This window comes from Streptomyces sp. HD (assembly GCF_028369295.1).
In the GTDB taxonomy this organism is placed as follows: Bacteria; Actinomycetota; Actinomycetes; order Streptomycetales; family Streptomycetaceae; genus Streptomyces.
The window spans coordinates 62,147-75,567 of sequence record NZ_JAQMYP010000031.1; the positions used below are offsets into that span (position 1 = coordinate 62,147).

10 protein-coding genes and 1 tRNA gene are annotated in these 13,421 nt (G+C 73.0%); 4 read left to right on the forward strand and 7 right to left on the reverse strand.

Features of this window, described 5'->3' with window-relative positions; genetic code table 11:
* The first annotated feature begins 137 nt into the window (after positions 1 to 137).
* A complete protein-coding gene (locus tag POF73_RS27890; protein ID WP_272120891.1) occupies positions 138 to 1,775 on the forward strand; it encodes an alpha/beta hydrolase in 1,638 nt (545 codons plus the stop codon).
* A 122-nt stretch (positions 1,776 to 1,897) separates the two neighbouring features.
* Positions 1,898 to 1,974 (forward strand) — tRNA-Thr (locus POF73_RS27895).
* Between the two features lie 470 nt (positions 1,975 to 2,444).
* On the opposite strand, the gene POF73_RS27900 is transcribed toward POF73_RS27895, so the two are convergent.
* The 7 genes from POF73_RS27900 to POF73_RS27930 form a co-directional block, all read right to left on the reverse strand.
* Positions 2,445 to 3,659, reverse strand: a complete 1,215-nt coding sequence (locus tag POF73_RS27900; RefSeq protein WP_272120893.1) for a beta-ketoacyl-[acyl-carrier-protein] synthase family protein — start codon at positions 3,657 to 3,659, stop codon at positions 2,445 to 2,447.
* Positions 3,656 to 3,925, reverse strand: a complete 270-nt coding sequence (locus tag POF73_RS27905; RefSeq protein WP_272120894.1) for an acyl carrier protein — start codon at positions 3,923 to 3,925, stop codon at positions 3,656 to 3,658. Before POF73_RS27905 ends, POF73_RS27900 begins: the two co-directional genes overlap by 4 nt.
* The gene (locus POF73_RS27910) at positions 3,898 to 4,971 is read right to left on the reverse strand and encodes a beta-ketoacyl-ACP synthase 3 (protein ID WP_272120972.1); all 1,074 of its coding nucleotides are present in this window, start codon (positions 4,969 to 4,971) and stop codon (positions 3,898 to 3,900) included. The genes POF73_RS27905 and POF73_RS27910 overlap by 28 nt, the downstream gene beginning before the upstream one ends.
* A 236-nt stretch (positions 4,972 to 5,207) precedes the next feature.
* Positions 5,208 to 6,050 carry an SDR family NAD(P)-dependent oxidoreductase gene (locus POF73_RS27915; RefSeq protein ID WP_272120897.1) on the reverse strand — a complete coding sequence of 281 codons (843 nt, stop codon included), beginning with the start codon at positions 6,048 to 6,050 and terminating at the stop codon, positions 5,208 to 5,210.
* Positions 6,047 to 7,105 (reverse strand): 3-oxoacyl-ACP synthase III family protein, encoded by a 1,059-nt coding sequence (locus POF73_RS27920; RefSeq protein ID WP_272120898.1) that lies wholly within the window; start codon positions 7,103 to 7,105, stop codon positions 6,047 to 6,049. Before POF73_RS27920 ends, POF73_RS27915 begins: the two co-directional genes overlap by 4 nt.
* Positions 7,102 to 9,015, reverse strand: coding sequence for an acyl-CoA dehydrogenase family protein (locus tag POF73_RS27925; protein ID WP_272120899.1), 1,914 nt, complete (start codon positions 9,013 to 9,015; stop codon positions 7,102 to 7,104). Before POF73_RS27925 ends, POF73_RS27920 begins: the two co-directional genes overlap by 4 nt.
* Positions 9,016 to 9,044: 29 nt before the next feature.
* The gene (locus POF73_RS27930; protein ID WP_272120901.1) at positions 9,045 to 10,061 is read right to left on the reverse strand and encodes an ACP S-malonyltransferase; all 1,017 of its coding nucleotides are present in this window, start codon (positions 10,059 to 10,061) and stop codon (positions 9,045 to 9,047) included.
* 224 nt (positions 10,062 to 10,285) lie between these two features.
* On the opposite strand from POF73_RS27930, the gene POF73_RS27935 reads away from it, so the two are divergent.
* On the forward strand, positions 10,286 to 11,653 hold the full coding sequence (locus POF73_RS27935) for a hypothetical protein (protein WP_272120903.1): 1,368 nt from the start codon (positions 10,286 to 10,288) through the stop codon (positions 11,651 to 11,653).
* Positions 11,654 to 11,769: 116 nt separating this feature from the next.
* The gene (locus POF73_RS27940; RefSeq protein ID WP_272120905.1) at positions 11,770 to 12,897 is read left to right on the forward strand and encodes a 4-hydroxy-3-methylbut-2-enyl diphosphate reductase; all 1,128 of its coding nucleotides are present in this window, start codon (positions 11,770 to 11,772) and stop codon (positions 12,895 to 12,897) included.
* The last annotated feature ends 524 nt before the right edge of the window (positions 12,898 to 13,421 follow it).

Sequence of the window (13,421 nt, forward strand, 5' to 3'; positions counted from 1 at the left end):
TGGCCTTGCGAGCTGTATGACCCTCGCGAGTCGAAGGGCCCCCGCAAGTGATCAACAGGAGGTTGACCATGTAACTCGTACGAGCCGCGATGTGCACGCAGGGCATTCAATCCACTGCACAGAGTTACGCTCGCCAGATGCACACCAGGCGCAGCTCTCCAGTCAGCCCGGACCCGAGCCCGACCGGGCACGGCCGCCAACGCAACCGCCGCTCAAGCCCTTGGCGAACCCGCACGGCCGGTGCCTTCCTCGCCGCCGCCGCGATGATCGTCTCCGCCTGTACCTCCGGTGGGTCGACCGGGTCGGCGAACCCGGGAAGGCCGGCGGCCGAGGCGGCTCTGGCCGCGCTGCCGCAGGCGACACCGGCCGCGCTCGCGCCGTACTACGGACAGAGGCTGACCTGGCGCGGCTGCGGGGCGCCCGGCTTCCAGTGCGCCACGATGAGGGCGCCGCTCGACTACGCGAAGCCGGAGGCCGGGAGCATCCGGCTCGCCGTGGCCCGCAAGAAGGCGACGGAACAGCGGGAGCGGCTCGGGTCGCTGCTCGTGAACCCCGGCGGCCCGGGCGGCTCGGCGGTCGGCTACCTGCAGCAGTACGCGGGGATGGGTTACCCGGCAGGCGTGCGCGCCCGCTACGACATGGTCGCGGTAGACCCACGCGGAGTCGCCCACAGTGAGCCCGTCAAATGCCTCGGCGGGCGGGCGATGGACAAATACACGCAGACGGACTTCACACCCGACGACGCCAAGGAGACCGACGAGCTCGTCGTCGCGTACAAGAGGTTCGCGGAGGGCTGCGGGGCGGACGCGCCCGGCGTGCTGCGCCACCTCTCCACCGCGGAGGCGGCCCGGGACATGGACATCCTGAGGGCGGCGCTGGGCGACGAGAGGCTGACGTATGTGGGGGCGTCGTACGGCACCTTCCTCGGGGCGACGTATGCCGGGCTCTTCCCGAACCGGGTGGGCCGGCTCGTCCTGGACGGCGCGATGGACCCCTCCCTGCCCGCACGCAGGATGAACCTGGACCAGACGGCGGGCTTCGAGACGGCGTTCCGGGCGTTCGCGCGGGACTGCGTGCGACAGCAGGACTGCCCGCTGGGCACGAAGGCCGCCGACGTCGGCAAGAACCTCAACGCCTTCTTCAAGAAGCTCGACGCGAAGCCCATCCCGACCGGTGACACGGACGGCCGTGCGCTCGGCGAGTCCCTCGCCACCACCGGCGTGATCGCGGCGATGTACGACGAGGGGGCGTGGGCGCAGCTGCGGGACGCGCTGTCCGCGGCGATGAAGGAGAACGACGGCGCCGGCCTGCTCGCCCTGTCCGACAGCTACTACGAGCGCGACGGCGACGGCCGCTACACGAACCTGATGTTCGCCAACGCGGCCGTGAACTGCCTGGACCTCCCGGCGGCCTTCGCCACCCCGGACGACGTCCGCAAGGCCCTCCCCGCCTTCGAGAAGGCGTCCCCCGTCTTCGGTGAGGGCCTCGCCTGGGCCACCCTGAACTGCGCGTACTGGCCGGTGGCCCCGACCGGTGAGCCGCGCCGCATCGAGGCGAAGGGTGCGGCCCCGATCGTCGTGGTCGGCACCACCCGCGACCCGGCGACCCCGTACCGCTGGGCCAAGGCCCTCTCCCGCCAGCTCTCCTCCGCCCGCCTCCTCACCTACGAGGGGGACGGCCACACGGCGTACGGTCGGGGCAGCGCGTGCATCGACAGGACGATCAACGCGTACCTCCTCCGTGGAACCCCGCCCACCCGCGACAAGCGCTGCTGAGAGCCGGTCTCGACGGCCCCGGAGCGTCGCACTCCGGGGCCTTCGAGGGGCTGGTACGGAGCACCCTCGGAAACTGTGTAGACTTACCGACGTTGCTGATCGCACCATGGTGCGCACGGCGCGCCGCCTTAGCTCAGATGGCCAGAGCAACGCACTCGTAATGCGTAGGTCTCGGGTTCGAATCCCGAAGGCGGCTCCACTTGAGACCAGGTCAGATGCGCTCTGACCTGGTCTTTTGCGTTGCACTCCTGACGATTGGTCAGCTTCTGGCGCGGCTGTCGGGGGCGGGGAGCGCAAGGGGTGCGCATCGGATGTAGGCGTCCAAAGGTCTGACCAGGTCATATTCCGTCGGTGTTCAGGTCATCGCTCAGGACTCGTGATGCCCGGGCGTGTCTGTGGTGTGTGGGCGGTGGCGAAGCGGTGTCGAATGAGGGGCCCGCCCATGGGCTCCTGGCGCGAGCGGCGCGGGGTGGCGGAAGGTGTTCTCCGGTCGTGGACCCTGGTCGCCGGTGCTGGAGATTCAGCATCCTGTTGGGGGCCTACAAGGTGCCCGGGTGTGTTCCGTGCGGTGATATCCGGCTGAGGCCAGGTTGTGAGGCCCGGGCGACCCGATCGACCCGCAGCGCCCCTCACACGGCGAAGGACCGCTGAGCGATCGTACGATCGCGCTCACGGGGCCGCGAAGGCCACTACCGTGTTGTGGCCTCCGAAGCCCAGGGAATGGCTGAGGGCCAGGCGGATGGAGCGGGGGCGGGCGGCCGACGCGACGATGTCGATGCCGGCGGTGGTGTCGTCGGGTGCGGTGAAGTTCGCCGTGGGAGGCGTGGTCGCGTGGGCGATGGTCAGGACGGTGAGGGCGGCCTCGATGGCGCCGGCGGCTCCCATGGTGTGGCCCAGGGCGCCTTTCGCCGAGGTGACGGAGGGACGCCGGCGGCGGTAGAGGTCGCGGATCACCGTGGCTTCCACGCTGTCGTTGAGCGGGGTGCTGGTGCCATGGGCGTTGATGTGATCGACGTCGTCGGGGGCGGCTCCCGTCTGCGCCAGCGCCGTCGCGGTCGCCGCTCGCAGGCCCGTGCCCTCGGGGTGCGGGGCCGTCGCGTGATGGGCGTCGCCGGTGGCGCCGTGGCCGGCGAGGCGGGCCAGCACGTGGGCGCCGCGGGCGTCGGCGTGATGTCCGCGTTCCAGAACGAGGACACCGCAGCCTTCGCCGAGGACGAAACCGTCGCGGTCCTTGTCGAAGGGGCGTGAGGCGCGGGCGGGGTCGTGGCTGCGCCGGGACAGCGCGCCCATCTTGGCGAAGGCGGCTGTGCACAGCGGGGTGACCATGGCGTCGGTGCCGCCCGCGACCGCGATGTCGCAGGCTCCGGCCTTCAGGAGCAGGCAGGCCGTGATGAGGGCCGTGGCTCCGGAGGCGCAGGCCGTGGAGGTCTGCAGGGAGGGGCCGGTGACACCGAGGTCCAGGGCGAGGTGGCCGGCCGCCATGTTGGGGAGGAAGGCGGGCATGGTGAGCGGTGAGAGGACGGCGGGGCCGGTGGCGAGGAACTTGTGGTGCTGCGTTTCGAGGGTGTCGATGCCGCCGGCCGCGGTGCCGATGACCACGGCCACGCGGGCGGGGTCCCAGTCGGCCGGGTGCAGGCCGGCATGGTCGAGGGCTTCCCGGGCCGCGGTCAGCAGGAACCGTGTGCCGCGGTCGTAGCGCCACAGGCGGCCCCGGCCGCCCGGGAGGGCCGGCACGCGGCAGGACATGGTCACCGGCATCTCGCTCAGGACGGGGTCGGGGTGCGCGGTGGGCCGGCCGGCGCACACCGTCTCCCAGGTGGCCGGCGCGCCGATGCCGCCCGGCGTCACGAGGCCGACGCCGGTGACGGCCACCTCGTCGTTCACTGCGAGGTCCCGTGCCCGGGGGCGGATTCGCCCGTGGCCAGGAGTGCGGCCACCGCGCGGGCCACCTCGGTGAGGGTGAGGTCGGCGGAGGCGGCGGAGTCGTCGAGCGGGACCCGCCACTCCTCCTGGAGGGTGACGTAGAGCTCCACGACGGCGAGGGAGTCGAGGTCCAGTGCGTCGAGGGTGGAATCCGGGCCGATCCGGCCGGGATCGACCTCGAACTTGTCGCGCAGGAGGGTCACGAGGTGGTCGTAGACGTGGTCCACGGGTGGCTCCATGAGGGGTCGGTGGTGCGCGGGGGCGTGGTGTCCAGGTCGGTGTGCGGTGCCTCGGAGCGGGGGACGGCGCTGGGCCAGCGCAGGGCGACGGAGGCCCAGGTGAGACCGCCGCCGAACGCGGTCAGCAGCGCACGCTCACCGGGCGCGACCGCCCGGTGCACGGCGGGGTCCGCCAGGACCAGGGGGATGGAGGCGGCCGCGGTGTTGCCGAGGTCGCGGATGTTGCCGTACCGGTGCGAGGGCGCGATGCCCAGGCGGTCCGCGACCGAGTCCAGGATGCGCTGGTTGGCCTGGTGGCCGACGAACGCCCGTACCGTCTGCGGGGGCCAATGGGCCTGGTCGAGCGCCGAGTTGGCGGACTGGGTCATACGGCGTACGGCGTGGGCGTAGACCGTCCGGCCCTGCATCCGGAAGTACCGATCCGCGAGGGCGGCGGGCGGGAGGTGCCGCGGGTGGCGGGAGCCGCCGTGCGGGACGGTGATCAGGTCGTCGCCACCGCCGTCGGTACCGAGGTCGGTGGCGATCACCGCCCCGGGTTCGTCCGCGGTGCCCGCGCGCAGCACCACCGCTCCGGCGCCGTCGCCGAAGATCGGCGCGGTCTCGCGGTCGGTGGGGTCGACGATGGTGGTGTAGGTGTCGGCGCCGATCACCAGGGGCATGGCGCAGGTGCCGGCGCGGACGAATGCCGTCGCCGTGGCCAGCGCGTACAGGAAGCCCGAGCAGACGGCGGAGAGGTCGAAGGCCGGGACGGTGCCCAGGCCCAGCCGGTGGGCGACGGCGGGAGCGGTGGCGGGGCACGGGTGGTCGGGTGTGGTGGTGGCGAGCAGCAGCATGTCGGGCCGGTGGTTTCCGGCAGAGGCGAGCGCGGCCCGTCCGGCGCCGACGGCCAGGTCGCCGGTGCTGGTGCCGGGCTCGGCGTGGCGGCGGCGGGCGATGCCGGTGCGCTCGCGGATCCAGGTGTCGTCGGTGCGCAGCGCGCCGCGTGCGACGACCGTGTCGTTGTCGATGACCCGGGGCGGGAGGCAGGCCCCGATTCCGGTGACGACCGCGGTCCGCGCGGCGGCGCAAGTCCCGTCCCCGGTTCCTGCGGCGACCGCGGTCCCGGCGGCGCGAGTCCCGTTCCCGGTTCCTGTGACGTCCTCGGTCCGCGCGACGGCCCGAGTCCCGTCCCCGGTTCCTGCCACGCCCTCGGCTCCCGTGGCGGCCTCCGCTCCAGCCCCGCCCGTGGTGGAGCGCGGTGGGCTCGAACTGCTCCGGGATTCCCCGCTGTTCATACGGCGGCGAAGGGGGAGGCGGGCTTGGGGTGGCCGGCCAGGCCGCCGTCCGGTACCGCGAGTCCGCCGTCGACGACCAGGGCGTGCCCGGTGACGAACGACGAGGCCGGGGCGGCGAGGAAGAGTGTGGCGCCGACGACCTCGTCCGCGTCTGCCCACCGGCCCATCGGGACATGGCTGGTGAGCCAGTCCGACAGGGGGCCGGTCTCGCTGGCGAACGCGGTCATGTCAGTGCGGGTCCAGCCGGGGCACAGGGCGTTGACGCGGATGCCCTGCCGGGCCCAGCCGACCGCGAGGCTGCGGGTGAGGGACAGCTGCGCGGCCTTGGTGGCGGCGTACGCCTCCATCATGGGGGTGCCGACCAGACCGGCGACGGAGGACATCAGGATGAGGCTGGCGCGGCCGGAGTCGGCCAGGTGCGGGTGGGCGGCCCGGCACAGGGCGGCGGTGGCGTTGAGGTTGACGGTGACGACGGTGTCCCAGTCCTGCTGGCGGGCGTGCTGGAGCGGTGCCAGCAGGGGGGTTCCGTCCTCGGCCGTGGGCAGGGTGCCCGCGTTGTGCACGACGACGTCGAGGCCGCCCAGCGCGGCGGCCGCCCGCTCGACCAGGTCGGCTGCCGTACCGGGTACGGCGAGGTCCCCGTCGAGGGCCACGGCCTTGCGGCCCCGCTCTCCCACGGCGCGCAGGGTGTCGTCGAGCGCGGGCAGCGTCCGGGCGGTGACCGCCAGATCGCAGCCCGCGTCGGCCAGGCCCTCGGCGACGGCCTTGCCGATGCCACGGGACGCGCCGGTCACCAGCGCGCGTACGCCGTCCAGGCGGAACAGGTCCAGGGCATTCATCGGAGCACTCCTTCTGACTCGGAACGTGAAGCGGTTTCCGTTGAGGTGAGGGCGGGCGCTCCGCTCCAGGTGAGGAGGGCGCTGCCCCAGGTCATACCGGCGCCGAAGACGGCCAGCAGGACCCGGTCGCCGGCTTGCAGCCGGTGTCCGGCGGCGGCACGGGCGAGTGCGTAGGGCGCGCTGGCGGCGCCGATGTTGCCGACCTCGTCGCCGACGACCACCAGGCGGTCGGCGGGGATGCCGAGTTCGGCGCCGATGCGCCTGAGCAGTACGGGATTGGGTTGGTGGGCGACGTAGCAGTCGATGTCCTCGATGCTCAGCCCGCTCCGGTCGAGGGCGTCGGTGATGAGCCGGGGGAAGGTGTCGGTGATGAACCGGCCGATGGTGCGGCCGTCCATCCGGATGCAGTGGGCGCGGTCGCCGAGAGTGGCCGCGCTGGCCGGGCGGCGGCTGCCGCCGCCCGGGATCAGGACGCGGTCGGCGAGGGCGCCGTCGGAGCCGAGGCCGAAATGGGTGAACCCCTGGCCACCCGGCACCGGTCCCAGGATCGCTGCGGCGGCCCCGTCGGCGAACAGGACGGCGGTGCCCCGGTCGGTGGGGTCGAGGAACTTCGAGTAGGCCTCGACGCCGACGACGGCCGCGTACCGGATCTCCGGGCTGCCGCGCAGCCAGTCGTGGGCCACCTTGGCCGCGAACAGCCAGCCCGAGCAGGCCGCGCTGATGTCAAGGGCGACGGCGGCACGGGCTCCTACCGCGGTCTGGATGCGGCAGGCGGTCGAGGGTCCCAGTTCGTCGGGTGTGGAGGTGCCGCACACCAGCAGGCCGATGTCGGACACGTCGACGCCCGCGGCGTCGGCCGCCGCCCGCACCGCGTGTGCCGCGAGGTCCGAGGCGGCCTCGTCGTCGGCGGCCACATGGCGTTTGAGGACTCCGGTACGCTCGGCGATCCACTCCGCCGTCACGCCCGCACCGTGCGCCACCTCGGCGTTGGTGCGCACGGTGGGCGGCAGGTGGGTGCCCATACCGAGGACGCCGATACGGCGCTCAGCCGTCATGCCGTGCCTCCTCCTGTCCGGGTGAGCGTGGTCCGCAGGGCGGTGTCGCAGTCCGCGGGCGCGAGGTCGGTGGGATGCGCGAACGCCTCGATGAGCAGCGGCAGGTGGGGCCGGACCTCGTCGCAGAGCCGGTCGGCGGCGTCGGACAGTGCCCGCACGTCCGCCGGCCGCAGCGTTTCGAGCGCGAGGAGGGAGCCCGACCGGCGGCGGGCCGCCATGACGCCGTGCAGGGCCGCCAGCGGCCGCAGCGCGCGGGCCAGGTCGCGGTCCTGTGTGCCGGCGAGGGTGCGGACGACGTCCTCGGCGATGAGCGAGTCCGCGTAGGCCTCGCCGAGCGCGCCGGCGTCCTCCAGCAAGGGGTTCCACACCTCGAAGGGAACGGCGGCCTCGGTGCCGCCCAACCGTTTCGCCAGGTGCCGGGTCAGGTCGTGCCGATGACGGCGTACGAGCATCGGCCACCACCCCGGGGACAGGGGCGAGGGCGGAGTCCCGGCGTCCGCCTTCCGGTCGTCTGTTCCCCGGCTGTCCGTTTCCCGGCTGTCCGGTTTCCGGCCGTCCGCTTCCAGGCCGTCCGCATCCCGGCCGGCCGCGTCCCCGTCGGAGGCCTCGCGCTCGGCCGCTTCGGCCAGGGCGCTCCCGATGTCGTAGAAGATGAGCTGGCTGTCTCCGCCGGCCGTGTCGAAGGCGTGGTGGAAGCCGTGGTATCCGGCCAGCCGGTTGGCGTCCAGGTGTCCCGAGAAGCCGCAGCGCCGCTGGCACTCGGCGGTGACGCGGGCCGCCAGCCGGACCGTGGCGGCCTTGTACGCGGCCAGCGGACGGCTGACGGCGGTCCACGGACTGACCCCCATCTCCGTGACGCCTCCCTCCGCGGGGGCGTCGCGGGACTCCTCCCACAGCGCGCGTGCGCCATGGGCGGCGCAGGTCAGGGCGAACGCGTCGGCCAGCGCGCCCAGCACGGCGCGTTGCTGGGTGCGGTACGTGAGCAGGGGGACGCCGGGGGCCAGCCGCCCCTGAGTGCGGCGCCCCTGCGCGTAGGCGACGGCCTGGACGGCGGCCTGCCGGCTGGTGGCGGCGGCGACCGCCGGCATGGTCGCCCACAGCCCCTGGCCGACTCGCAGGGTGCGCTGCAGGCGTCCCGCGGCGGACCCGGCGGGATCGTCGAAGGTGCCGTCGGGCGCGATGTGGGCGCCGTCGGCGAGCCAGTGGGCGTGCGGGAGCCGGGCATGGTGGAAGCGCACCTGGACGTAGTCGAGGGGCAGCGCACTCAGACCGATGGGAGAGGAGATCTCGACGCCGGGCAGCGGTCCGCCGTCGCCGGTCAGGTCGGCCACGAAGGCGAAGACCCCGTGGTCGGTGCCGCCCGTGACCAGCCGTGCCAGCACTACCGCCGTCTGCGGTACGTCCAGGGTGCCCGCGCTGCCGAACTTGGCGGCCGCTTCGTCCGGGGTGTGCAGGACGAACTCGCCGGTGGCCGTATCGAGTTCGGCTCGGGTGCGGGTTGCGAGGTGGCTGTTGGCCTGCCCTGCCTCGGTGATCAGGTAGATGCCCCTGGCCCGGCCGGACCGCAGGGCCGCCATGCGGAACGTCAAGTCGTCCGAACCGTTGCCCAGTTCGGCCATGGACCCCAGGCAGAGCAGGTGGTGGACGAGTGCCGCCAGGCAGAGGGAGGGGTCGGCGACCGCCGCCCAGGCGTGCGCCGCGGTCAGCCGTGCCGGGTCGTCGAAGAGGTCGTACGGCAGGGTCTCGCTCAACAGCCCTAATTGCTGCAGGAGTTGTGCGCCTGCGCTGTCGGCCGGGGCGTCGGCGGCGAGTGCCTTGTGCAGTTCGGAGAGGAAGGCGGGGTCGCAGGGGCCGTGGACCAGCCGCCGCATCTCGTCGCGGGCGGCCGTGGGCCGGTGTGTGAGGGGCATCGCTGGTCCTTCAGGGCGGGGATCGCGCGTCACCAGGGGAAGTCGGGTTCGGCGAGCGGGGCGTGGACGGGTGGGGCGGGGCTTGTGGAGAGCACCCGGCGGGCACTGGAGGCCAGGGCGTCGCCCGTGCCCGCTTCGAAGAAGACGTCCGGCCGGTGCGCGGCCGCCTGGCGCAGCGCGGTGGGCACCACGGCCGGCCGCACCAGGCAGTCCGCCAGGCGTCGGGGCAGGTCGTCGTCGGGGCGGTAGCGACGTCCGGCCACGGCCGAATAGACGGGTACGCGCGCCGGCGAAAGGGCGTAGGCGCGCACCGACGACGCGAACGCCTCGGACTGGGCGGCCAGCGCCGGGTGGTGGGAGGAGAACGGCAGCCGCAGCCGTACGGCGGCCACGTTCGTGTCGCCGGCCACCTTCTCGATCCGGGCCAGGGCCGGCACGGGGCCTGCGATCACCACGGACCGGTCGTCGTTGACCACCGCCACCACGGCGTCCGGCGCCCCGGTCCGGTCCAGCAGCCGGCGGGCGGATTGCTCCGAGCAGCCGAGCAGGGTCAGTCCGCCGGGGCAGGAGGACAGCACGACGGCGAGGTCATGGGCCGCGCGTGCCCCGTCGGCGATGGTGAGGACCCCGGCGGCGGTCAGCGCGGCGATCTCCCCGAAGCTCACCCCGACGACCGCCGTGGGGGCTCCGACGAACGCGCTCAGTGCCCGGTGTGCCGCCATCGAGGCACCGAACAGGGCCAGTTGGGAGGAGCCCGTGCCCGCCTGCGCCAACTCGCGTCCGGTGGGCGGCTGTTGCCCCAGCAGCCAGGGACCGAGCGGTCGTAGGCCGCGCTCGACCGCGACCTCGTCGACCTGCTCGAAGACCTCGCGGAGGGCCGGGTTCAGTCGGTCGGAGCGGGCGGAGCGGGCGGTAGGGGCGGCGCGGGCGGTACGGGCGGCGCGGGTCAGGGCTCCGACGGAGAAGTCTCCTTGTCCCGGGAACAGATGGACGGAACTGTGCCGGGAAGCCGGACGCTTCGATCCGCGCGGGGGACTTGCGGACATCTCGTCCTTCCGTCGGGTCGGGCAGGTCGTCGGTGCACGAGGGGCGTACAACCGTCACGGGTGCGCCTCCGGTGCGCACTGTTTACGGCCGAAAGGGGCGCCGCACCCTGAGCCTGCCTGGTCGAAAGCGCTTCCATCGCCTGTGCGGGAGGCAAACGTGTTGAACACATGCGGACGTTGAACGGCAGTACTCGCGATCGGACAAGGGGGACAGGGAGAGGAGTGTGCGATCGCCCCGTACGCCGAACCAGGCCCTGCGACTCCTCCTGGCCGAGGCCGGGTGGAGCGGGGCCCAACTCGCGCGCCAGGTCAACTCGCTCGGCGCCGAGCGGGGCACCCCGCTGCACTACGACCGCACCGCGGTCGCCCACTGGCTGGCCGGCAGTCGCCCCCGACCTCCCGTTCCCGCCCTCGTGGCGGAAGCCCTCTCCCGCCGTCTCGGCAGACCGGTCCCGGTGCAGGACACTGGACTGCTCGACACCAGGCTGCCGGGACACGGCGCCGGGACGCCGCCCGGTGAAGGGAGCGCCGTGGAACGCCTCGACCGGATACTGCGTGACACCGACCGCCGCCGCATCGCCCTCGTCGGCGCCTACTCGCTGGCCGCACTGGCGATTGACACTGGTCCGCCGGCCGCCGAAGAAGGCCGGCCCGCCGCTTCCGCCCCGCCGAGGTCCGTCGGTCCGGCGCACGTGAGTTCGGCACGGGAACTGCTCACGGTGTTCTCGCGCGGTGACATCGTGCTTGGAGCCGGATCGGTGCGCGAGCCCCTGCGCCAGTACCTGTCCACCACGCTGCTTCCCTGGCTCCGAGGCGACTTGAAACCCGCCGTCCGGCGTGACCTGTTCACGGTGGCCGCACAGCTCACCTATCTCTGCGCGTTCGCTCACTTCGACATGAACCACCACGCCGCAGCGCAGCGTCTCTATCTCGCGAGCATCGAACTCGCCCGTGAGGCGGGCGACATCATCGGCCACGCGCTCGCTCTGCGGGGACTCAGCGTGCAGGCCCACGGACTGGGGCACTTCGCCGAGGCCGATCACCTGGCCGAACATGCCGTACGGACCGGCGTGCGGCACACACCGCCGCACCAACAGGCCTTCCTCCTCGGCCAGTTGGCCGTGACGCGGGCCCGTCGGGGCGACCGCCGGCACACCCGCCACCTCACGGCGGCCGAGCGTTGCCTGGAAAGGTCGGCCGACGGCGCCTCCGCCGTCGGCGCCTTCCACTCCGGCTCACTCGCGCTCCTGCGGGCGACCGTGGCCAAGAGCCAGGGAGACCACCGTACGGCCGCCCGGGCGCTCGCCCTCTCGCTGCGCGGCCGGCCCGCCGATGAGCGCCGCTCCCGTGCCCTCTGCCTCGCCGAACTGGCCGAGACCCAGCTGGCGTCCGGCCACCTGGAACAGGCGTGCCGGACCTGGCACGAGTTCCTCGACATCTTTCCGGACATACGCAGCGCCCGCGCCGACGATCGCCTGCGCACGCTGATCGCCTCACTCCGCCCGAACGCCAAGAACGCCGCTGCCGCGGCACTCCTCGGACGAGCACGTGGGATGCGCACGCGCGGACGCCGGAGGGGACCGTTGGAGTGACAAGCGCGGGCATGGGGAGGGCCGAGGCAGCGCGGACCTGTTGGATGACGTTGCAGTTCTCGCGCTCCTGCGACCTCCGACAGGAACGCGCTCTCCTTCGAACCCCGATCAGGAAGATGAACCGAAGCGTCCTCGCGGAAGTACTCCACTCCACCAGCCTCCACATCACCGCCGGCAGCCTCACGGTGGCCACGTCCTGGCGGCATCCCACGCGCGGCCCGGTCGACTGTCCGGCCCATCGCCTGGTCGCCGCACACGCCCGGCAGTCCGGTCTCGCCGCCGACTCCCGCCCCCTACCGGACGAGGAGCTCCGAGACGGCCTCACGACGGCGCCGACGACAGTCTTCACCGTCTCCTACGAGCGCCTCGAAGGCGGACACCGGGGTCTCGCGCTCGCCGCCCGCAGCGACGACGCCCCCGCCCTCTGCTTCGCCCGCCGCCAGATCGAGTCCTGGCGAGCCGTGCTGCGTACCCGGCGAGTGCTCTACGTGGCCGCACAGGACCCCCTTGGCCCGCGGCCGTCGAGTGCCTCGGTGCCGCCGCAGGCTCCCGGAGGCTCCCGTGACCGGTGGCGGATCTGCGGCTGCCCCACCGCCGTCGCGTGCCCGTCGGCCGAGAACGCGGAACGCACGCTGCACCGGTTCCTGGAACGGGGGGACGAGGTGGTCGTCGTGGGCACACCGGTCGCAGGATCCCCCGCCTGGGCGGGCGGCCGGGCCCTCCAGGGGGACCTCAGAGCGGTGAGCACTCCGCGACAGGCGGAGACCCTCGCCGTCGCGGACCCTGACCGTCTCGCGTTCGTCGTCGCCCCCGGTGCCGTCGTCTCCGAGGTGGCGGACATCCTCAGAGTGCTGCGCCGCCGCCATCCGCGCCTGCGGGGCCAGCATCCACGCGAGTGGTGCTACACCATGGACGATCTGCACACAGCGGTCGCTGCGGCACTGGCCCAGTCCGACCGGCTCCTGGTCGTCGGCCGGGACACAAGCCCCGTGACCAGAACGGCGCTCAACCAGGCGGCCCGCGCCGCCCTGCGAGTCCGCGCCGTGACGACGCTGGACCGCCTGCGTCCGGACGACGTCGACGCCGCGACGATCACGGTCCTGGACGCGACGGTCGACGGGCGGGCCCTCAGGGAGGTGGGTCGGGCCCTGGACGGCCTGGGCCCCGCAAGCCATGTCTGGCGTCAGGTGCACTCGGTCAAGGAAACCTCACACCCTGCCTCCCAGCCCCTTTCATCAGGATGACTGTTCACGGCCTGCTTCTTACGACTGGATCGCCCTCGTCCTCGCGATCCTGGGAGCGGGCACGGGCCTCGCCATCGCAGCTATGAACGCGGGCAGCGCTGCCGACGGTGGTGCGCCGGCGGTCCGGCCGGCCGCCACGGTCAACGCGACGCGGCAAGCCGGAGCAGCATCGGTATCGCCATTCTCGGGCCGATGCTGACTACTCGTGTCACGAACTCTCGCCGACGATCTGGCGGGCACACTCTTGCTATTTGGCGGGGTGATTCTGCGGCGTTGTGGCTTGTCTGAAGGTAGGAGGTGGATTGCCTCGCGAACCGCGCGCTGTCCCTGAGTCGCACGACGGGGTACGACCTTGCCAGCGCGGCCGGTATCCCTGCGCGGTCCTGCGGCAGGGCAACGCGCAAACGGGCACCTTCTCCTGGCTGCTGTTGTTGCTGTGTGTGCCGCTGTGCAGGCCGGTTCATCGCATCGCCAAGGCGCGGGGCCGAAGGCGGCTCCATTTCAACCCCAGGTCAGGCATATGA